Below are 20,743 nucleotides of genomic sequence, written 5' to 3'. Positions count from 1 at the left end.
TCTAAACTTTCGACACTCTAACATTTAGCGCTGGTCAGCTTCAATTAATGCGCCTTACACGCAATCCCTATGCGCTCACCCATTTTCTAGCGTTTTCGTGGGAGGCACTTCTTCTTCTTGGTAATTTTTATCCCGTAACGAAGGAGTGATTTATGAGAAACCAATTTCCTCAACTTTTAAAAGATCTACTTGCAGAAAGACAAGGCCGCAACCCGCGCTACTCAAAAAGATCCTTTGCAAAAAGCTGCGGCATCTCGATCGGTCAACTCAACGATTACTTCTCTAATAGAAGAAATTGCTCTCTCAAAACGGCTATGAAAATCGCTTACAGCCTGGGTTTAAGCGAAGAACAAATGGCCAAAATTCAAACGCAGTTTAAAAAAGACAAAGCGACGACATCTTCTTTCTCTGCAGATAAGTTCTCTGTCTTTTCTGATCCAGCTCACTTTGCTTTGTTAGCACTAACGACAGCCTCAGATTTCAAATTAGATCCTCAGTGGATTTCTGAAAAATTGAAGATCTCTGAAGAGTCAGTTCAAGATATTCTTGCAAACTTACAGACACTGGGACTGATTTCCGTTCAAGAAAATAAAGTGACTGTTGGACACGAACATATTCTTGCCGCTTTGAATGCTCCCTCTGAGGTCGCTCACTCTGCTCACAAGGCTTCTTTGAAGCGTGTCACTGAAAAAATTGACAGCGTTCCAGTTGAAAAGCGCGAGCTTTCTTCTTTGAGTGTATGTATCGATCCGAAGAAATTACCTCTTGCTAAAGAGCGCATTCATAAATTTATGGAGCGCACGGCTCGCTTCTTGGAAAGCGGCGATAAAAAAGAAGTCTACGAAATCAACGTCCAAATTTTCCCTTGGTAATCAGAATTATCAAAGAATGAAATGGACCGCTGAGGGAACCAAGCGGTCCATGAGCTTAAATATGAATTATTTCGTGTTTTTATGCGCCACATCAATACCTTCGACCTCACTCCAAATCGCGAATAAACTTATCTACCAGCAAACGAGCAAAATCCTTGAGTTTTGCCTCTCAGAGAGGGAATATGCGGCCCTCTCATTGAGGTAAAAATATGAACGATATCCAATCGCAAATCGTCGCCCGTGGCGAAGAGATTATGAAGCGCATGGAAAGCCAATCAAAGGCTTCCATTTTTTCTAAAGATTTCTGGTATGGCTCCATCATGGAATGGAGTATGAAAAATGAAAAATTCAAAACGAACATGTTCCGCTTCGTGGACGTTCTTCCTTCCATCAACTCCGGTGACGAAGTTGCCCGTCACTTGAAAGAATATTTCTCTGAAGATGGCGGCACACTTCCTCCGGTCTTCAACGTGGGACTTGGTTTGGGTTCTTTGGCTCCGGGCTTGATGGCTGGCGCGATTAAGAAAAACGTCGTCGGTATGGCGAAGATGTTCATCACAGGTGAAAATCCAGACGAAGCTCTTCCCGTTTTGAAAAAAGCGCGTAAAAATAAAATGACTTTCACCGTCGACATTTTGGGTGAAGCCATCTTGTCTGAAAAAGAAGCGCAAGAGTACACAAACAAATACGTGGAACTTGTGAACTGGCTTGCGAAGGACGCTGAGAAGTGGGACGAAGTTCCGCAGATCGATCGCGATCACGAAGGTGCTCTTCCAAAAGTGAACGTGTCTGTGAAAATGACAGCACTCTACTCGCAAATCAAAGACCTTGCTTGGGATGAGTCTAAGAAAATTTTGAAAGACCGTATGCGCCCTGTATTTCGTTTGGGAATGCAAAAAGGTGTGTTCATCAATCTGGATATGGAACAGTACTCTGTTAAACACCTGACTCTTGAAGTGTTCACAGAGCTTATCAATGAACCAGAATTTAAAAACTACAAATACTTCGGTATCGTGATCCAAGCTTACTTGCGTGATTCTTTCGAAGACGTCAAAGCTTTGACAGACTTCGCGCAAAAACGTGGCACGCCATTCTGGGTTCGCCTTGTGAAAGGTGCTTACTGGGATTACGAAACAATCGAAGCGGAACAACGTGGCTGGCCAGTTCCAGTTTACACAAACAAAGCAGAGTCTGACGCGAACTACGAAGTGTGCGCGAAGTACTTGCTTGAAAATATCAAATACATCCGCCCGGCTTTTGCTTCTCACAACGTCAGAACTTTGGCAGCTTGTATGATCTACGCCGAGAAACTCAACATCCCGAAAGAGGCTTTGGAATTCCAAATGCTTTACGGAATGGCTGAACCGATCAAGAAAACTTTGGTTGATATGGGTTACCGTTTGCGTGAATACGCTCCAGTGGGTGAATTGATTCCGGGCATGGCGTACCTTGTTCGTCGTTTGCTAGAAAACTCTTCCAATGAATCTTGGTTGCGCGGAAAATTTGCTGATAACAAAACAACTGCGGAGTTGTTGAAAGATCCTGCGCAAGGATTGACTCCAACCTCTCCAGTTATTCCTAAGAAACCAGGCAAGTTCTATAACGAACCGCTTTTGGATTTCGCAGTCAAAGCAGATCGCGAAAAAATGATCAAAGCTTTGGCTGATATGCGCGCGACATTGCCTGTGAATGTTCCTTTGATGATCAACAACAAAGAAGTTCGCACGGATAAAATCTTTGATCGCGTGAATCCCTCTGAAAGTTCTCAAGTTGTCGGCAAAATCAACATGGCAACAGTTGAACACGCGGAACAAGCAATGCAAGCGGCCCAAGCGGCTTACAAAACTTGGAAGAACGTTCCTGCCGAAGAGCGTGCCGCTCTCGTTGATAAACTTGCAGACATCATGCAACGCGATCGTTTCAAATTGATTGCAACGCAAGTGATGGAAGTCGGTAAACCATGGGCGGAAGCTGATGGTGATATCGGTGAAGCCATCGACTTCTGCCGTTACTATGCGCGCGACATGCGCAATTTGCAAAAACCTCTTCGCGTTGGCGGACTTCCTGGAGAGCTTTCTCACTACATCTACAAATCTCGTGGTGTTGTGGCTGTTATCGCTCCATGGAACTTCCCTCTGGCGATCCTTGCCGGCATGGTGACAGCAGCAGCTGTGACTGGAAACACTGTCGTAATGAAACCGGCAGAGCAATCTTCTGTAGTCGCTTGGGGCTTGATGAAAATGGTTCAAGAGGCGGGCTTCCCAGCGGGCGTGATCAACTTTCTTCCTGGTTTTGGTGAAGAAGTTGGCGAATACATCGTGAATCACAAGTACACGACGACAATTGCCTTCACAGGTTCAAAAGCCGTTGGTCTTCATATCTTGAACAGAGCTTCTGTTGTTCAACCGGGACAGCAACATGTTAAGAGATGCATTATCGAGATGGGCGGTAAAAACGCTGTCATCATCGATAACGATGCGGATCTTGATGAAGCCGTGGACGGAGTTCTTTATTCCGCATTCGGTTTCAGCGGTCAGAAATGTTCTGCTGCCAGCCGTGTGATCGTGCTTGATGAAGTCTATGATCGTTTCACCGAGCGTTTGGTGGAAGCCGCAAGATCTATCGAGGTTTTGTCAGCTGAAAATCCAAAAGCTTACATGGGTCCTGTTGTCGACAAAGAAGCTCACGAGCGTATTTTGAATACAATCGCTGAGACTGAAAAAACGAATAAGTTGTTATTCAAAGGACAAGCGCCAACAAATGGCTTCTTCGTTCCACCAACAATCTTCGGTGACGTTCCAGGTGACGCAAAATTGGCGCAACAAGAGGTCTTCGGTCCCGTTGTGGCTGTAATTCGAGCGAAAAACTTGGATCAAGCTTTGGAAATCGCGAACAGCACCGAGTATGCATTGACAGGCGGCGTGTTCTCTCGCTCCCCTGCTAATATCGCTCGTGTGAAAGAAGAATTCGAAGTGGGCAACTTGTATGTCAACCGTGGTATCACAGGTGCGATGGTCGATCGTCATCCTTTTGGTGGATTTAAAATGTCAGGTATCGGTTCAAAAACCGGTGGCCCTGATTACATCAAACAATACATGGAACCAGCAGCCGTGACTGAAAACACTCTTCGCCGCGGATTCGCTCCAGCGGAAGAATAGTTTTTAGAATTTAGATTTCAAAAACGAAAAAGCCAGCTCCAAGCTGGCTTTTTTTATTTTCGTTTGTAGTTGGGACTTGCTAAAGAAATAGGCCTCTTCTCGGGAGTTGAACCATCGTAGGTCGCATCGTTGCCCCCAAAGTTAAGATCACCGATATCATGAATTTTAACGTCGTCAATTGACAGGGAATAATTGTAAATAGCAAAAATATCGTAATATTTTTTACCAACAGCGGCTACCTGCGAGCCACCGCAAGTTAAGCCAGAGACATCCTTTGCAACATTCAACGTCCAATCCGTAAAACCGCAATAACTGTTTGTATTAAAATGATCTACCTGGGCCTGTGAAAGTGCTTTCATCGTCGTTGGGCCATAGGTTAAATCGAGTGCGTAACTCTTTGGATTTTCTTTGACGACTCCGCCGACAATATAGCTTCCCGTTATATTCATCTCGATAGCTGGCGTACTACAAGTCAGCCCAGCGTAACCTAAAGCCGCACCAGTAAAACTTCCGCCACTAAAACTGAGAGACGAGATGGAACTTGTAGAACTGCTCTTTGAACACTCCGTCTGCCAAGATCCTTCAAGACCTTCGGAGCTATCATCTTCTTTAGCACATGCTACTAATGTCACAGTCACAACAAATAGAATGAAGTTTTTCATGACAAACACTTCGGCTCATCACTCATAAACTTGAAACAATTTATATTGACCGCCAGGCTGACAAAAAGAGACTCAGAATAAGACAAGTGGCTGGGTAAATGCTTGTTCTTGCTTGAAAAAACATGTTTTCTTCCCGCAAAATAAGATTATGAAAAAAATCTTGTTTATCACCATGATTTTGATCGCGGGCTGCTCTAGTCAGCCAACCACTTCAACTCCATCCACAGAAGAACCTGTTTTGCCAAAAGCAGCTCCGCCACCAGGAGAAGGCGAAAAGGTTTATCGTGGAGCGGCTCCGACAGCTATCAAAGCCGCTCCCGCGACAACGAGTCCTACGACTGAACTTGAAAGAAAAGGTTGTGAAACTCCGTTGGGCTTTATCGCCGATGGTGGGAAAGCGACGGGCTATCTAAATGCCACGGTTCCTCCAGGAGAAATTTGCATCTCTGACACCATCACGTGCAGCGACGGCAAGTGGTCAGGCCAAGCCATCCACCCTAGTTGCAAAACCGAAAAATCGAAGTAATTAAAGAAATTCAGGCAGGAGCCCCGGAATGAAAAAACCCACAGTATCGCTACTGTGGGTTTTGCATTTTAATTAAAATAGAGGTGAGAACATCATGCTCCCCTATACCTTCCGTGGTATCACCCCTCCCGTAGAAATGATTGCAGCATAACAAAAATGGGAAGGCAAGAGCCTTATTACAGATTTTTTAAGATTTTTAAAAAAAGAATGATAAATGCAGTAAATATGAGCGCTGAAACGCGAAAAGCCTGCTTACGAAGCAGGCTTTCCTGATGAAATCCTAAAATATTATGATCGATTAACTAAAAGTCACCGATTCTGTCGACGATTTCTGGGAAGTCGATGAATGGATTTCTGTTAGCTTGAACTTTGAAGATCTCTTCGTTTCTTTTCATTTCATCTTCATCGACAGGATCTTCATGGTTCCATTTGCGAAGAACATCTTCTTCACGTGGATCAATAGAAAGATCATAACGAACAGAGAAATAGAACAAAGCACGAGCCACATTCCCTTTGTGACCTTGAGGTGGTTCGAAAACCTCATCCGATCCCCCCGTTCCCAACCCAAAACGTGAAGCTGGGCACTTTAGATCCATCAAATCGTGAGAAACTTCTCCGAACATGTTGTTGCCACGAATCGCATTCAATTGTGAATCCGTCGGAAACAGGTGATGAAGATCTGATTTTTGAACTTCATCCGGGAATCTTCTTGTGAAGTGACTTTGTGGCCATGTGTGCTCCACGTTGATCACTTTATTATTAGGAATAGTTCCAGGGGACGGTGGGTTTCCACGGAAATCATTGCGAGTGCGCTCTTTATCGCAATAAACATCACGAACTGCATAACCTTCACTATCTTTGACAAGGTAGTAGTTCCCCAAAAGGAAAACTCTCGCCGCATTATAGCCGATAGCCGAATGTGCATAACAACGACCTTGCTTCTGTCCTTGCATGCAATTCTTAACGATAAGATCGTTTCCGCTAGTACGAGCGACGTGGAAACTTCTCAACACAGCTTTCAATCTGTTTTCCAAATCTTCATTGGAAATGCCCGCTTTTAAATCGCGGTAGAACTCGTCCCCATAGTAAGGAACGGCACGAGATGTTTGAGCCGCATTAGCAACGCAAACAAGAGATAACGATGTAAATACAATCACTGACTTAATGAGCTTTAGTAGCATCATTCAGGTCCGCCATTTCTAAGTTGGGGGTGATGTTCAGCCTCTGGCGGACAATGTGTCCTATTGGTAATATTGCTGTCAACGGGTGTATAGAAATTACAGAGCTATAGCTGCGGTGCTATAGAGGGAGTCGATGGAGCCTTTCCTCTGTAAGCAAGGGCCGCCAAAGCTCCTATTACCGTGCCTCCGAGGTGAGCAGCATAGGCCACGCCACTCCCTAAACCCTCAGGGGTCGCCCATAAATTAGCCAAATCTACGACTAAAAATAAAGGCACGATCATCAACGTCGGTAAATAAATAGCACCGTACTGACCCGGCACGGGAGATACAAAATACAAGAATCGCACTCGCATTTTTGTTTCCGCCACACAATAGAAAGCTAAAAGCGCACTGATCGAAGCACTCGCTCCGACCATGGGGACTGTTCCATGAGAGTCAGAGAGTAAGAAACCTGCTCCTCCAGCAATTCCGCCTAGAACGTATATGAATAACAACGTTCCACTGCCGGCAAGGCCTTCCACTGCCACACCAATCAAAGCTAAAAATGCTAAATTAGAAAGCAGATGAATCCAGTTGGAGTGAGAAAACTGATAAGTGAGCCACGCTAAGGGACCCTTCTCTAAAGAGCTTAGACCGAAACGATAAAGGAGTTGCTCTTGATACTTCTTACGGAACTCGACAAATTCATTTTTCCAAGAAGAGATAAGAACTTCGTCGCCTTTAAACGCCAGAGTCTCCGCATTTTCTAAAAAGCGAGCATCACGAAGAGCATAGGCACCGAGCACACCCATTTGCTCTAGGTTGTTGGATTTCATTTCATGAACCCACGAAGGCTTTTCATAAAGAACTTCTGATGGCAAACCCTGCAGATACTGATAATAAAGGCGGCCAGTTAAAGTCAGTCCGTCTTTTTTAAGCAATGAAGACGAGGACAAACTTGTTGAAGCCCCGCTAAAGATCAACACGAAGATAAAAATATTTAGAACCACCAACGTGATCGTCAGCGGAAAGCGTGTGTAATCGCGGATGTCTTCAGGACAAGGTAAAATCATGGGACCTCGTACCGCTCTTTGAAGCGTTCAATCCACGAATCGTGATCCGAATCCGCACTTGCCGGCACACGCCCCTTCTTCAAAGGTTTCGTCGCCACCTGATTGAGTGCCCAAACAGAACGCACGTAGCGTTTTTCTAAAGCTGATTTTAAAGCTGGGACCTTTTGCAGTTCTTCAATGAGCTTCAAGCTGCCGACATAGTCTTGGCTTGTGTACTTCTCATCCGAGAGCAACAAACGCGTGATCCAAAGATCGGAACTGGCCTGTTCTAGATCTTCCTTGGAACCATCTTCGTGCATGTATCGAGCGATAGCACAAGTCGACGAAGTGGCATTTTCACAGATTTTTTTAAAATACTTTTCCTGATCAGAGCCTTCCGCCGTCACGAACTTAGCTAAATAAGCCAGCTCTTGAGAGTTCACCGGATCTCCCCACAACGAGGCTTCAGCTTCTTTTTCCAAACACTCCGACGTGATTTCATTAAGCATAAATAAAGATAAAGCCGCATCCAAGCGCGAAGCTCCGGAAAGATCCGACTCTTTAATTTCTTTACAAGCAAACGCAGAACCCGTGTCTTTTTCATGGTAAGCACCACTGCGCAATGAATGATAGGTTTTAAAGAAACCCAAAACACCAAACAACATCAGGAACAAAAAGCTCATGCGCATCCATGAAGAAATAAAACGGGATTCCAAAGGATGCGGGCCTTCGTCATAAACCTTCTTAAGAGTCACAACCATCGTGTCAGAAGCTCTTTCATGAAAAGCCCGACGAAGTGGATGACTGGCAATTTCTAAGAAAGGAACCGCTAAGAACAAAAATCCCCCGCACCACATGAAAGAACGAAGGATGCACTGGTTGATACTGAGGCGCTGTTGTTCATGCGGATAAGAAACCACACGAAGTTGCAAAAAGAATTGCCCTGGAGTCGCCTGCCAGTAATACAAAAACACGGCCTGCAACAGTGTCGTCACAAAGATCACCATCGCGACAACCAGGCCAGCGGCAATGATCCCCTCTTGTGAAGCTGTATTGAGCAAAAAGAACGTCTTTGTCTGACGAACCATTCCGGCAATCAGCAGACTGACCACCGGAGAAAAGATGAGAAAATCTAAAATAAGCGCGAGAAAACGGTCTGCAATGGATGCAATCGGTGTCGCGATAACTTTATCTGTTTGTGGCTTAACTTCTGGAGCCGATAGATCTGGAAATACCATACAGATCGTATCGGCTTGGGACAGGAAAGACTAAAGCAACTATTGTGTAAAATTGATGGCGTGGATGCGGCCTTGCTCATCTTTCACAAAGTGAGCTTTGCCAACGATCTCTTTGCCAGAACCAACCAAGGTATAGACCTCTTCGCCTTCCGCTGTGTTTTGCGCAAGACTGACTTCGCTATAGTTCATCCCGAAGGCTTCGGAATACTTCATAAGGAAATCGGCTTTATCTGTGATCGTCATCGGGTGTTCACCCGCTTGAGCATCAATAAATTCAAGACTCTCAATACGACCTTGAGCGAGTTTCATACCGTACTTGCCTTCAAGGTAACCAAAGATCAATTCATCACGCAAAGTCGGAGACTCCGCAAGACTTGCTGACAAAGTCGATTTGTCTGAAGCCAAACGTTTTGCAAGATCATGCTCCCACTTCACATCTTTTGCGAAAGCAGCAGGCTCAAAGCTTGCGACATTACGTTTGCCATCATTAACGAGGGAATCAGGACCTTGCACCAGCCACTGATTGAGGAAAACGGTCATGATAAGAACTGATGCAATGGAAAGAACCAAAATCGCTTTTTGTTCTTGAGCCTTGTCTTGCAATCTTTTTCTTACTGACTGAGCTTTTGGAAATTCGATCACTTGCGCGTTCCTCATTTTGTACCCCTCGCAGTATGTTCAAAGTCTATCAATGCGAAGGGCGTGCCGTTTATAAGTCTAACCTATTCTCTCTTGCTGAAAAAGAGATTAACAGACGAACAAAAGATGTTTGACGTATTAAAATGATCATCTCATTTTGAATCACAAAAATCTCGAATTCGTGAGTCTAGTCCAGAGCCTTTTTCACCCAAGAATCAATACCCGCCTGCATTTCCGAGAGGTTGTAATAGAGCACGCGATCGAGCTCGACACCATTCCCTTCGATGCGATGTTTTCCGTGACTCAAATAGAGAGCCTCAGGGATGGAAATCTCCACACCTGGACCAATCTCGTTCAGCGGATACCAGACCCCGACAAGGAGCTGTCCTCGGCTCGGAGAGCCCAAGAGCGGAGCTTTGCGGAATTCTTTCAATGCTTGCGCGACCAATTCTGCAACGGAAGATGTTTTGCCATCCACCAAAACTCGCACCTCGCCGCGATAGCAGGATTCTTGTTTGAACGTTTTTAAAATCACTTCACGATGCTGATCCAGCACAGCGAGTTGTTTTTCGTCACTTAAATCATTTGGCAATTCCGCCGAGTTGTCCTTTGCAAAGCGTGGACGAATCAATCTTCCCACTTCTTCCGGTGAACACATCATCAACGATAAAAATCGAAGACCCGCGACAAAATTTCCGCCGATGTTTCCCCGCAGATCTATGACGAGGCGGCGAACACCTTGCAACTCGTTTTCAAGTTCTTTGATTTTCGCATCAGCAAAAAAATCCGCACGGAAGGAGGGCACTTGGATCACGGCCGCATTCCCTTTCAGTTTTTCAAAGTGAATGCCTTCTTCGCGCAGGATCGACGCGGCTTTGATTTGATAACTTTGAACTTTGTCTCCGCGCTCAATAGAGTAAATGCCTGACTCGCTTTGGGCTTCCCAAGGATTGGGCTGCTCACCATTGATCGTTTTAATCACGTCCCCTTTTCGAAGACCTTGCATAGCCGCTGGTGACTTCGGATGCAGCTTAAAGATCACAAGCTCGCTATCCACGAACTCGCTTTCAATGCCTGTCTCTAAGCTTTCTCCTCTCCAGATACTCTTCACTTCCGAAGAGTCATAGACCTCGAGATGAGAAACGTTAAGAAGTCCCAACGCATTGTTGATATCTTTGATCACTAATTTTTTCGGTGAATACGGCGTTACTAAACGACTGCGACGATGACAGGTGCGCTTCCACTTACGAACTTGCTCGTCTTCTAAGAATATTTTTTCCGCGACAAGATCACAAACCACCGGATAAGGGTTTACGAAACCTCTTTGCAAGGTGAAGTGATAAGCGGCAAAGGCGCAAGAGAACGCCAGAAGAATGGCCAGAATTCGACTCATGGTGATCTTTCAAAAGCGAAAGACCGAGCGCGTCCACACTCGGTCTTCGAATTCCAATTCAAAAGGGAATTAAGCAGCCACTTTCTTCTTGCGAGCTGCAGAAGGATCGATGTGGTATTGCTTTACTTTACGATACAAAGTCGCACGACCGATACCCAAAGCTTTTGCAGCTTCAGTCAGGTTGCCTTTGTATTGAACGATCGCGTTCTCGATCGCTTGTGCTTCTAGCTCTTCCATCTTTTGAACATTCGATGAACTTGCTGTAGCTGTCGGGAATTGGATTACGTTTCCACCCGCGTCTGAGTTGATTGGGCTTGAGCCAGAAATCAACGCAGGAACACCCGCTACGAGTTGTTGTCTGAAAAATGCATTATCAAGACCTTCGCGCCATTGAGCTGACGAATATGCTTGAACTGTCACATCGTGGTTCTCCCAGTACTTCTTTGTATTCTCGATAGTTTCCTGGTTATCGCTCACCACGATCATTACTGTGCGTGACATTTAGTCCTCCCCTTTTGAAACATTAACAAATGCTAATTGACTCACTTTGTACCTATCGGCGTTTCATCGTGAGAATTTAGGGCTAGTTGCAATTTTTTTTTGAGACACTTCAAAGGGGCTAAAACACTAGACTTTTGGACTACTAAAAATACCCTCTTGACGCCGGATTCGACACTTTTTGGGGAAAGAAACCATAAAACCCAGACGTAAAGAGCAGGAAGCCTGAGAAAGTTGTGAGCACAAAATTTTGAAGGGGCTTTATAAATACCTGATCGCAGTGGGGCCTTCGCCGGCGCACGATGCGCGAACCGCACGTCAGTGCGGCGGCGATTGAGCACGGATGCGTGCCCCACGAAGCATCAGGTATTTATAAAGCCCCTTCAAAATTCGCCGTGCTTGCCGACTACTCTTCAAGCAAACTGCGAAGCATCCACGCGTTCTTTTCGTGAAGCTGCATTCTTTGAGTGAGAAGATCCGCACTCACTTCGTCCCCTGCTTTTTCTACGCGAGGGAAAAGAGAGCGCGCTGTCTTCACAACGGCTTCTTGGCCTTCCACAAGTTGTTTGATCATGTCTTTTGCCGCAGGAACTCCCTCTGGTTCTTCGATGGAAGTGAGCTTCGAGAATTCTTTGTATGTGCCTGGAGCTGGGACTCCCAAAGAGCGGATGCGTTCTGCGATCAAATCCACCGCCAATGCCAATTCCGTATACTGAGCTTCAAACATCAAGTGCAGAGTTTGAAACATAGGGCCTGTGACATTCCAGTGGAAGTTGTGAGTTTTAAGATAAAGAGTGTAAGAATCCGCAAGAAGACGAGAAAGTCCTTCTGCGATTTTTTTACGGTCATTTTCAGGAATACCAATGTCGATTTTCTGAGGGGTCTTTTTCATGAATTCTCCTTTAGAAGCCTAAGTCTAAAGAAGTTTAGTCAGTGTGAAAAGAAATCTTCCGTCTCTGACGCGAGAATTAACAGACAGTTTCTTCTTTGCTGAGAGTTCCATTTTCTTTAAATTCATAAATGCTTCGCAGAGTTGAATTTGCTATATTCTGCAAAGCCTCTTTAGTTAAAAATGCCTGATGAGAAGTCACGACAACATTCGGAAAAGTCAGTAGCCTTGCTAGAATATCATCTTGTAGAATCTTTCCCGAAAGGTCTTGGAAGAAAATATTTTCTTCCTCTTCATAGACGTCCAAAGCAGCACCGCCTATTTTTTCTTTCTTTAATCCTTCAATCAAAGCCTTCGTATCGATTAAAGATCCCCGTCCGGTGTTGATTATAAAGACTCCATTTTTCATTGTCGCGATCATCTTAGAGTCAATAATGTGATAAGTTTCCGGAGTTAAGGGCACATGAAGCGAAATGATATCGGACTCTCGACAAAGACTTGCATGGTCAACATAGGAAATCCCCGGATGAAGCTCTAATTCACTATCCTTTTTGGGATCACAAACAAGCACCTTGCAGCCGTAAGAGGCCATGATAAGAGAAAATATTTTCCCGATTCTTCCTGCGCCGAGCACACCGACAGTTTTCCCATGAAGATCAAACCCCACAAGTCCATCCAAGGAAAAATTCAGTTCTCTCACTCGCGAATAAGCGCGATGAATTTTGCGGTTTAATGTCAGCAACAAACCCGTGGCAAATTCAGCCACCGCATAAGGTGAATAACCCGGAACACGACTTACCACGATTCCATTTCTTTTTGCGGAAACGATATCCACATTGTTAAATCCTGCGGACCTTAAGGCGATGTGACGAACACCTAAGTCCTTCAAGATTAAAATACATTCATCGTCAATTTTGTCGTTTACAAAGGCGCACACAGCTTCAGCTCCCCGCGCCAGGATGGCTGTCTTAGGATGAAGGTGGGCTTCTAGAAACTCTAAGTCTAGATTAAATCCCTTATTGGCTTCCAAAAAAGCTGCTTTCTCAAAGCTATGCATATCAAAAAAAACAATTTTCATTTTTCCTCAATCTTCAACGCCTTTGCCTTGAAACAGATTCGACCACAGTTCTCTTAAATAATTTTTTAATGTGCGAGGCTCGTCCCAGCCTTGTTCCCGATTCACTCAAGGTCGCTGCAGCAGCAGCAAGCCCCCATCGCAGTATCTGTTCAGGAGAGCGATTTCCCTTGTACAGTTGCGCCACCATAGAACCCACCATAGAATCACCCGCTCCTACCGTCGATAAAATGCGAACTTCCGGGATTCTTCCGAAATAGGCGCCCACCGGAGTCACTAAGAGCGCTCCACCGTCCACGGATGAGACACAGATATATGGCACTTTATTCAAATATTTTTCTGCCTGCGCTCGAACAGCGAAGATTGACCTCACTTTAGTTCCAGTCAAAACCTGAAATTCGTCGAGGTTGGGTTTAATCAAAAGCGGCTTAGAAGAAATAACCTGCGATAAAATCCCCCCAGGGCAATCAACGACAACTTCAACATTATTTTTTTTGGCTATTGCTATCAAACTCCGAAAGTCTTTAGTCGTAAATCCCGGCGGAAGAGAACCTCCAAGAATCAACAGACAAAGTTCTTTGTTTCCTTTGATGTAATTGAACAACTGGCGTTTTTCATCGCGATCTACCCGAGGACCGGGAAAACTCAAACGAGTTTGCTTGTGATTTGATTGATTTGTAACTGTGATATTGATTCGGGAGGATTCACGAATGGGAATAAAGTGGTGCCTTAAATGTTCTCCCTTGAGGAGCAATTCAATTTCTTTTCCGGTGCTACCACCCAAGAATCCCGACGCAACGACTGAAACTCCAAGACGATTTAAAATACGTGCGGAATTGATCCCATTTCCTCCTGGAGCTCGAACCTCTTGGTGCACATAGGTTTTTTCGTCAACCTTGAGGGCCTCAACAAATCCGCTGAGATCCAAGGCTGGATTCGGAGTGATGGAGCAGATGATTCCTCTCATTTGAAGGATTGTTTCACTGATTTGAATAAGTCAGAAGAGTCCATCTGCGAAATTGTGAAATCACAAAGCTGCGTGCGTTCCACCTTCAAATAAAAAAACGCCAAGTTGGTGGACTTGGCGTTTGGTGGTTCAAAATTTTATACGGCTTCAGCCTGCGCCCGAAGATTAGCGGCGGCCAGATTTGATCTTAACTTGAAGTTTAGAGATCAAGTGAACGGCCATTTTTTCTTGAACTTTGCACATTTTAAGTTCGTCACGGCGATAAGATCTTTGTGACGGAGTCAAAGTGCCAGTTTCAAGTTCCATTTCGTAGTCCAACTTAGAAGAACGGATGCCTTCTAGTTCTTTCGTTTGCTGTTTGAAGAGTTTTGTTACTCCAGAAAGAGGAGCTACTTCAATCCACTCTTCTTTACCGCGATACCAGCTCACCATTCTTAGGAAACGAGCTTTGTTTTTCGCAAGTGTGAATTTAGGGAATCCAGCATCAGACAATTCTAAGATATTCTCGATTTCATCCAGATTAAGATCGTCTTCTTCGCCTTCCATTAACAAGTTGCCAGGCATAGCAGCCAAGGCAGCTTCGGCTTCAAGGTCATCATCCATATCTGCTTCAAAAGCAGAGGTTTTCTTCATCTCTTTTTCGTTCTCTAGGTCCGAGTCCAAGTCAGAGTCGATCATTTCATCAGCGTGCATGTTATTGCCTGGATTGATCAAAGCGAGCCTCCCCAAAAGTGCATCATTCAATTGTGTATTGATTCAAAGTGGGCCCAGTTATATCGCAGTTTTCAGAATGACACAACATGTTAATTGCGTGAAAAAAGGTGAAAATAAGAAAAAGTCCCCCGTGAAAGCGAGAGCTTTTTCTATTTCCATATCGAATTTTCATGCTCAAAGAAAGAGCATTTGTTACTTCACAGCGGTGATATCTACTCGATATCCACCGGGCTTTTTCCAAAAATATGAGGCCGAGGCTGTGACTTCAATGCGATAAACGCGACGACCATCTAAATAAGCTTCGCGGACACGGCCTGAATGCAAGTCCCCAGGAAGAGTGCGCTCGAATCTTTCTCCTGAATTATCAGCGTAGAGAATTCGCACTTCTTTAATTTCAATATTGTTGCGAGATCCCACTAAACGAATTTTCGTCACACGATTTAAATCCGCTCGTGGAAAAAATTGATAAGTCCTCGCACCAAAACGGCCGGTTTCTCCACTTCCTAATGTGTATGGGACTTCCACTTGGCGCGGCGGTGGTGGCGGCTCTCCAGGATAGGGCTCTTGAGGATACGGATCGTCAGGCAACGGACGCGGCAGTTCTTGCGTGGCAAAGCTCGTTGAAAAAGAAAAGACAGTTAAAAGAAGAATCATCCACTTTATCATGCAGGCCTCCTCGCACTTTCATTATGCTATGGAACCTGCATGATTTTGGGAATTCAGAGACCTAGGATCTTGTACGAAATCAATCCCAACGCAAGTGTTTAACAGATTCGCCCGAGTCGCGAAGCTCACGAAGAGCATCAATGCCGATAGAAAGATGTTTATCGACATAATTCGCGGTGACTTTTTTATCGCTCTCTTCTGTCTTCACTCCGTCTGGAATCATCGGATTGTCAGAGACCAACAACAAAGCTCCACGAGGGATTTCGTTGACGAAGCCAGTCACGAAGATCGTCGCTGTTTCCATATCCACAGCCATGGCACGTGTTTTCGTCAAATAATCTTTGAAAGCATCATCATGCTCCCACACGCGACGATTGGTTGTGTAAACGGTTCCTGTCCAGTAATCGCACTGATGTTTTGCAATCATCGATGACACGGCTTTTTGCAAACGGAACGACGGCAATGCCGGAATTTCTGCCGGAAGATATTCGTTACTTGTTCCCTCTCCACGGATCGCCGCGATAGGAAGAACAAAGTCACCCAACTGATTTTTCTTTTTGATACCACCACATTTTCCCAAGAACAAAGCGGCTTTGGGGTTCACAGCAGAGAGAAGATCCATACACGTTGCTGCTAACGCACTCCCCATCCCGAAATTTAAGATGGTGATGTTTTCAGCCGTTGCCGATTGCATGGGTTTATCAAGACCACGCACCGGGACATCGAATTTTTCTGCGAACATCTTCACGTAGTTGCCAAAGTTTGTAAGCAAAATGTACTGACCAAATTCATTGAGCGGTACGCCTGTGTAGCGAGGCAACCAGTTATCAACTATTTCTTTTTTTGTTTTCATGCTACTCCTAATATTTTCATTCGTAAGATAAATTGAGTTAGGTTAGCATGACTTTCGACAGAATAAAAGGGGGCATAATATGAGTTCTACACAAAATAATATTCTCATGGAGATTGCTCCACGTTTCGTGTCTGTGGGCGGTCCTATTGTGCACCGTTTGATTCCCTATGCAAAAAAACGCATGGTGGGTCCATTTATTTTCTTCGATTACTTCCCAGCGACTGACTTTGCCGCAGGAGAAGGCATGGATGTTCGGCCTCATCCTCACATTGGCCTCTCGACCTTAAGCTATCTTTTAGAAGGGAAAGTTCTTCATCACGACAGCCTCGGAAATAAACAAGTTCTCACTCCTGGGGACGTCAACTGGATGACAGCAGGAAAAGGGATTTCTCACTCTGAGCGTTTGCCTGAAGACGTGCGCGGGAAAGCTCACCGATTGCATCTTTTGCAATTCTGGGTGGCTCTTCCGCTCAAAGATGAAGACACGGCCCCTTCTTTCACACATCATCCGCAAAACAGCATTCCTCGTTTTCAAGTGAACGGCGCGGATGTTGTTCTCGTGGCAGGAAGTGCCTTCGGAAAAACGTCCCCTGTGAATGCATATTCGCCGTTGTTCTTTATGGAAGTGAATTTGAAGAAAGGCCAAAGTTTCGAGTTTGATCCTGGAACTCACGAGCTCGCTTTCTTTATCATCAAAGGACAACTGGCTTTGGATGAAAAGAAGATCGATCCCGATGACTTTGTGGTTTTAGAAAAAGATTCTTCGTTAAAAGTCGTTGCCAATGAAGACACGCAGTTCATGGTTTTAGGTGGAGAAGCCTTTCCTGAACCTCGGCATATTTATTGGAACTACGTCTCTTCATCGAAGGAAAAAATCGAGCAGGCCAAACAACAGTGGCGTGACGGCAGCTTCCCGCAAGTTCCCGGAGAGAGCGATATAATTCCGCTTCCGGCTGAGTGACAAATTTTGAAGCCACCTCTCTAAAGTTTAGACAGTTTTTCTAAGCGAAATCCAATTTAGATGAGTTCCCTCCCGATCCTCCTGGCCTGTTCTTCGCAGTTCCGCCGAACAGTCTGGAGGAACGGATGAAAAGTAAATTTCTTACCCAGTTAATTGGAAGCGTATTAGTCATAACTGCGGCTCCTCTGAGTTTTGCCCATGCCTTTGATGAAATGGATGAAACTCTGTATTTGAAAACCCAGAACTCGATTCACCTTTATCTTGCGACAGAGCTTGAGAGTGGCGAACGCGCTTTGACATCTCAACTGGAAGTTCCAGAAGACTCCATCGTCGCTGTTGATATCAACAACATGAACTCCGCTTTACACTTGATGAAAACAAGCCCTGAGCGTGTGAACTACCCTTATATTCCTGCGGGACAAGACAGAATCCAAAAATCAAAACTGGGCTGGGTCTGCGGTCTGCGTGTTGTTGACGTTATGGATGAAGACATCCGTGAGTCCGAGTTGATCGACCGTACAGACTTCTGTATGTCTTTATCAGATCTTCGCCAAACAAGTTCTTTAGAAAGTAACGGACAAGCCGTTCACGAATCTTACGTCGCCTACAGATCTACAGGCGACCTTTCAAAAATGAGCGACCTTGCAAGCCAAATTGAACGCGTTCGCAAAGAGCGTGAAGAGTTTGGCATTATCGATAAGATTGCTGGTGAAGTCATTATCAGTCCTCTTAGAAACTGCGGCAAAAGCTGCCTGGTTGCAACGAGCGAATACGGCATGCGCCGCCACCCTGTTCTTAAAAAGAACCGCCTGCATAAAGGGATTGATCTGCGCGCTGGCGTCGGAACTTCGGTTGTCAGCGTTTACTCTGGAAAAGTTCTTGCGACTCGCACAGAGAGAAACCGTTTAACTAAAAAGATCTCTGGTTACGGACATTACGTGATCGTGGTTCACCCGAACAACAAGCTAGAAACTTTGTACGCGCATCTTTCCGCTTTCAAAGTGAAAGCCGGCGCCGACGTTGACCAAGGTGATTTGATTGCTTTATCTGGAAATACGGGCATCGGAACAGCTCCGCACCTTCACTTTGAAACGCACGTTAAGAGCAGACGCGGCTATACCCCTGCGAACCCAAGAACTTTTATCGGTTCTATGCTGGATGCAATTGCCTCGATCATTAACGCTTTCAGCTTTCACGTCTAAAATCGAAACGGCTTCGATCTCGCGAAGCCCGACGCACATTCCCATTTCTTAATCAAAGGCAAGAGTGAGTCTCTTGCCTTTTTTGCCTCTTACTTGGTAGTGTTAGATCTCATTGTGCAGTCGTAGTTCAATGGATAGAGCACTTGGCTTCGAACCAAGGGGTTGCAGGTTCGAGTCCTGCCGACTGCACCATCTTTAAACGCAGACGAACTTTTAATCGCATGAATCGAAGTAGCCCCTAGTCTTCTAAGGGATGGTGATAAGGGTTCCACATGAATTTAAAGCAGAGTTTACATGAAATTTGTGATTTAGCTGCAGATGCGACTACGTTTCCAACAGCAACAGCGATACCTGGTGTTGTTTTGATCAAAGGCGATGTGCCGGAACATCAATTATCCGCTGTTTATGAACCAATGATTGGATTTCTTGTCCAAGGCGGCAAGGACATAACGATTGGCGATCATCACATCAGGCTCAAATCTCCATCTTATTTTGTGATTCCAACTGAGCTACCAGCAACAGGAAAAGTGTATGAAGGTCCGAACGGCGAATCCTATCTGTCAGTGGGACTTCGTATTAACCAAGATCTTCTTTTGAGTTTGCTAAACGATCTTCACGCGGGGCACCTAAGTGAATCTCAGACCACGGATTTTTCTGCATGCCCAGCAACTCCGGAATTCGTCGATGCCTGGGTTAGAATGCTTCGACTATTAAAAAGGCCAGAAGAAATTCCAGCACTTGCTCCTGTCTTTGAGCGCGAGATTCTTTATCGCGTGCTGATGGGTCCTGAAGGATGGCGCTTGCGACATTCCTTGCTCGAAGAAGGAAAAGCTTCAAAGATACGACAAGCGATTCTTTGGATTCGAGCGAATTATTCAAAGACTCTTGATGTGCAAAAGATCGCCACAAAATCTGGTATGGCCGTAACAACATTTCATCGTCGATTCAAAGAAATCACGGGTCTTAGTCCTGTACAGTTTCAAAAGCAGTTGCGTCTTGTCGAGGCTCGCAAGCTTTTAGTGTTCAGTGATTACTCAGTTTCCGATACGGCATTTGAGGTTGGATACGAAAGCCCTTCACAGTTCAACCGGGAATATTCAAGGCTCTTCGGAGCATCACCAGCGAAAGATGCTATCAAACTAAAAGGACTCGAAGCTGAAAGAAAGAAGCATGCTACGAGTCCGTAACATACTTCATGATTTCTTAAGAGAGGGCGCTTGCCCCCTACAATAAATGTCCACCCGAAACTTCGATGTCCTGACCGGTCACCCAGCCGAAATCATCAGAGAGAACACTCACAATGACCTTGGAAAGATCATCAGGTCTTCCAACGCGGCCAAAGGCAGTTTGATCTGCCAGCGGCTTTAGGAACTCAGGATGCTTGTCCATGACTCCGTCTCCAAAGTTAGTATGAGTGGGACCAGGCGACACCGCATTGACACGAATTTTTCGCGGCGAAAGCTCTTTAGCAGCATAGCGAGTCCAAACTGAAAGTGCCGCTTTTAGTGAGCCGTAGATAGAATAGCCCGGGAAAGACTGACTCTTCGAGGAACTCGTCGTATTCAAGATTGAACCGCCATCTTCCATCAACGGCAACAGATGCTTCGTTAAAAAAATGGTTCCCTTGTAGTTAGTGTTCATGATTTTGTCGAAGTATTCCTCATTCATTTCGTTAATCAAGCACGGCCCGCCGACACCACCGTTATTGACCAAGTAATCAAACGTATTTCTACCCCAGATAGACTTCAGGTTTTGCTTTACCTCTTTCGTAAAAGCCTCAAAGCTGGATCTTTGCATAAGATCTAATTTCATTGCGATGGCTCGTACCTCGAGATTCTTTTCAATTTCTCGAGCAACTTCCTCTGCACGCTCTTTATACGAGTTGAAGGTTAAGATAACGTTCACTCCACGTTTTCCAAGTTCAAGCGCTGTGGCCTTTCCTATTCCATTGCTTCCGCCAGTGACAATTGCGATTTTCATAAAATTCTCCCTGTTTGTTTTTTCTGGGCAACCCATCTGAGATTACATTTTCGACTGATCGCCAGAAAAACCCCAGATTTGATCCTGCCTAAAAATTGCCTAAAAGTACTTTTCTAGGGTCGCTTGTGAAGCTTTAGAGCCTATTGTCCAAGCAGCAGAGGCTTATATTATGTCATCCATAACAACTGTTTGTTTTTAATAGGAAATTTTTCTTGTTATTGGCATTCTTGACAAATTA

General features: G+C 45.0%; 20 protein-coding genes and 1 tRNA gene. 7 read left to right on the top strand and 14 right to left on the bottom strand.

Going from position 1 to position 20,743, the window contains the following annotated elements:
- The first annotated feature begins 152 nt into the window (after window positions 1-152).
- Both ACL934_RS06345 and pruA read left to right on the top strand, forming a co-directional pair.
- Complete coding sequence (locus ACL934_RS06345) at window positions 153-872, top strand: TIGR02147 family protein (protein WP_374078938.1); 720 nt, start codon at window positions 153-155, stop codon at window positions 870-872.
- 209 nt (window positions 873-1,081) lie between these two features.
- Window positions 1,082-4,030 (top strand): L-glutamate gamma-semialdehyde dehydrogenase, encoded by a 2,949-nt coding sequence (gene pruA / locus ACL934_RS06340; RefSeq protein ID WP_374078936.1) that lies wholly within the window; start codon window positions 1,082-1,084, stop codon window positions 4,028-4,030.
- A gap of 53 nt (window positions 4,031-4,083) precedes the next feature.
- Here pruA and ACL934_RS06335 read toward each other — a convergent pair whose 3' ends face one another.
- Window positions 4,084-4,692 carry a hypothetical protein gene (locus ACL934_RS06335; protein ID WP_374078933.1) on the bottom strand — a complete coding sequence of 203 codons (609 nt, stop codon included), beginning with the start codon at window positions 4,690-4,692 and terminating at the stop codon, window positions 4,084-4,086.
- A gap of 148 nt (window positions 4,693-4,840) precedes the next feature.
- Between ACL934_RS06335 and ACL934_RS06330 the strand changes: the two genes are divergently transcribed.
- A complete protein-coding gene (locus ACL934_RS06330) occupies window positions 4,841-5,218 on the top strand; it encodes a hypothetical protein (RefSeq protein ID WP_374078932.1) in 378 nt (125 codons plus the stop codon).
- A gap of 302 nt (window positions 5,219-5,520) precedes the next feature.
- Here the strand turns inward: ACL934_RS06330 and ACL934_RS06325 are convergent, their stop codons facing one another.
- The 12 genes from ACL934_RS06325 to ACL934_RS06270 form a co-directional block, all read right to left on the bottom strand.
- On the bottom strand, window positions 5,521-6,402 hold the full coding sequence (locus ACL934_RS06325; RefSeq protein WP_374078931.1) for an endonuclease I family protein: 882 nt from the start codon (window positions 6,400-6,402) through the stop codon (window positions 5,521-5,523).
- Between the two features lie 101 nt (window positions 6,403-6,503).
- A complete protein-coding gene (locus ACL934_RS06320) occupies window positions 6,504-7,451 on the bottom strand; it encodes a rhomboid family intramembrane serine protease (RefSeq protein WP_374078929.1) in 948 nt (315 codons plus the stop codon).
- On the bottom strand, window positions 7,448-8,668 hold the full coding sequence (locus tag ACL934_RS06315) for an RDD family protein (protein ID WP_374078926.1): 1,221 nt from the start codon (window positions 8,666-8,668) through the stop codon (window positions 7,448-7,450). Before ACL934_RS06315 ends, ACL934_RS06320 begins: the two co-directional genes overlap by 4 nt.
- 39 nt (window positions 8,669-8,707) lie before the next feature.
- A complete protein-coding gene (locus ACL934_RS06310; protein WP_374078923.1) occupies window positions 8,708-9,325 on the bottom strand; it encodes a hypothetical protein in 618 nt (205 codons plus the stop codon).
- A gap of 169 nt (window positions 9,326-9,494) precedes the next feature.
- Window positions 9,495-10,700, bottom strand: coding sequence for a S41 family peptidase (locus ACL934_RS06305; RefSeq protein ID WP_374078922.1), 1,206 nt, complete (start codon window positions 10,698-10,700; stop codon window positions 9,495-9,497).
- A gap of 69 nt (window positions 10,701-10,769) precedes the next feature.
- The gene (locus ACL934_RS06300; RefSeq protein WP_374078919.1) at window positions 10,770-11,201 is read right to left on the bottom strand and encodes a helix-turn-helix domain-containing protein; all 432 of its coding nucleotides are present in this window, start codon (window positions 11,199-11,201) and stop codon (window positions 10,770-10,772) included.
- A 403-nt stretch (window positions 11,202-11,604) separates the two neighbouring features.
- Window positions 11,605-12,090, bottom strand: coding sequence for a Dps family protein (locus tag ACL934_RS06295; RefSeq protein ID WP_374078916.1), 486 nt, complete (start codon window positions 12,088-12,090; stop codon window positions 11,605-11,607).
- Window positions 12,091-12,166: 76 nt separating this feature from the next.
- Window positions 12,167-13,165 carry a 2-hydroxyacid dehydrogenase gene (locus ACL934_RS06290; RefSeq protein WP_374078914.1) on the bottom strand — a complete coding sequence of 333 codons (999 nt, stop codon included), beginning with the start codon at window positions 13,163-13,165 and terminating at the stop codon, window positions 12,167-12,169.
- Between the two features lie 13 nt (window positions 13,166-13,178).
- The gene (locus ACL934_RS06285; protein ID WP_374078912.1) at window positions 13,179-14,129 is read right to left on the bottom strand and encodes a 1-phosphofructokinase family hexose kinase; all 951 of its coding nucleotides are present in this window, start codon (window positions 14,127-14,129) and stop codon (window positions 13,179-13,181) included.
- Window positions 14,130-14,294: 165 nt separating this feature from the next.
- Window positions 14,295-14,843, bottom strand: coding sequence for a hypothetical protein (locus ACL934_RS06280; protein ID WP_374078910.1), 549 nt, complete (start codon window positions 14,841-14,843; stop codon window positions 14,295-14,297).
- A gap of 192 nt (window positions 14,844-15,035) precedes the next feature.
- Window positions 15,036-15,509, bottom strand: a complete 474-nt coding sequence (locus ACL934_RS06275) for a hypothetical protein (RefSeq protein ID WP_374078907.1) — start codon at window positions 15,507-15,509, stop codon at window positions 15,036-15,038.
- Between the two features lie 79 nt (window positions 15,510-15,588).
- The gene (locus ACL934_RS06270; RefSeq protein WP_374078906.1) at window positions 15,589-16,362 is read right to left on the bottom strand and encodes an AMP nucleosidase; all 774 of its coding nucleotides are present in this window, start codon (window positions 16,360-16,362) and stop codon (window positions 15,589-15,591) included.
- Between the two features lie 79 nt (window positions 16,363-16,441).
- Here ACL934_RS06270 and ACL934_RS06265 point away from each other — a divergent pair, with 79 nt between their 5' ends.
- The 4 genes from ACL934_RS06265 to ACL934_RS06250 all read left to right on the top strand — a co-directional run bounded on the left by ACL934_RS06265 (window position 16,442) and on the right by ACL934_RS06250 (window position 19,712).
- The gene (locus ACL934_RS06265; protein ID WP_374078904.1) at window positions 16,442-17,323 is read left to right on the top strand and encodes a pirin family protein; all 882 of its coding nucleotides are present in this window, start codon (window positions 16,442-16,444) and stop codon (window positions 17,321-17,323) included.
- Between the two features lie 125 nt (window positions 17,324-17,448).
- The gene (locus tag ACL934_RS06260; protein ID WP_374078902.1) at window positions 17,449-18,525 is read left to right on the top strand and encodes a M23 family metallopeptidase; all 1,077 of its coding nucleotides are present in this window, start codon (window positions 17,449-17,451) and stop codon (window positions 18,523-18,525) included.
- A gap of 116 nt (window positions 18,526-18,641) precedes the next feature.
- Window positions 18,642-18,717 (top strand) — tRNA-Arg (locus tag ACL934_RS06255).
- Between the two features lie 80 nt (window positions 18,718-18,797).
- On the top strand, window positions 18,798-19,712 hold the full coding sequence (locus ACL934_RS06250; protein ID WP_374078900.1) for an AraC family transcriptional regulator: 915 nt from the start codon (window positions 18,798-18,800) through the stop codon (window positions 19,710-19,712).
- A gap of 37 nt (window positions 19,713-19,749) precedes the next feature.
- Here the strand turns inward: ACL934_RS06250 and ACL934_RS06245 are convergent, their stop codons facing one another.
- Window positions 19,750-20,505: an SDR family NAD(P)-dependent oxidoreductase gene (locus ACL934_RS06245; RefSeq protein ID WP_374078897.1), complete on the bottom strand. Its 756-nt coding sequence runs from the start codon at window positions 20,503-20,505 to the stop codon at window positions 19,750-19,752.
- Between the last annotated feature and the right edge of the window lie 238 nt (window positions 20,506-20,743).

Source organism: Bdellovibrio sp. HCB-110 (genome assembly GCF_047323225.1).
GTDB lineage: Bacteria > Bdellovibrionota > Bdellovibrionia > Bdellovibrionales > Bdellovibrionaceae > Bdellovibrio.
This window is presented reverse-complemented; position numbering and strand designations above follow the sequence as displayed.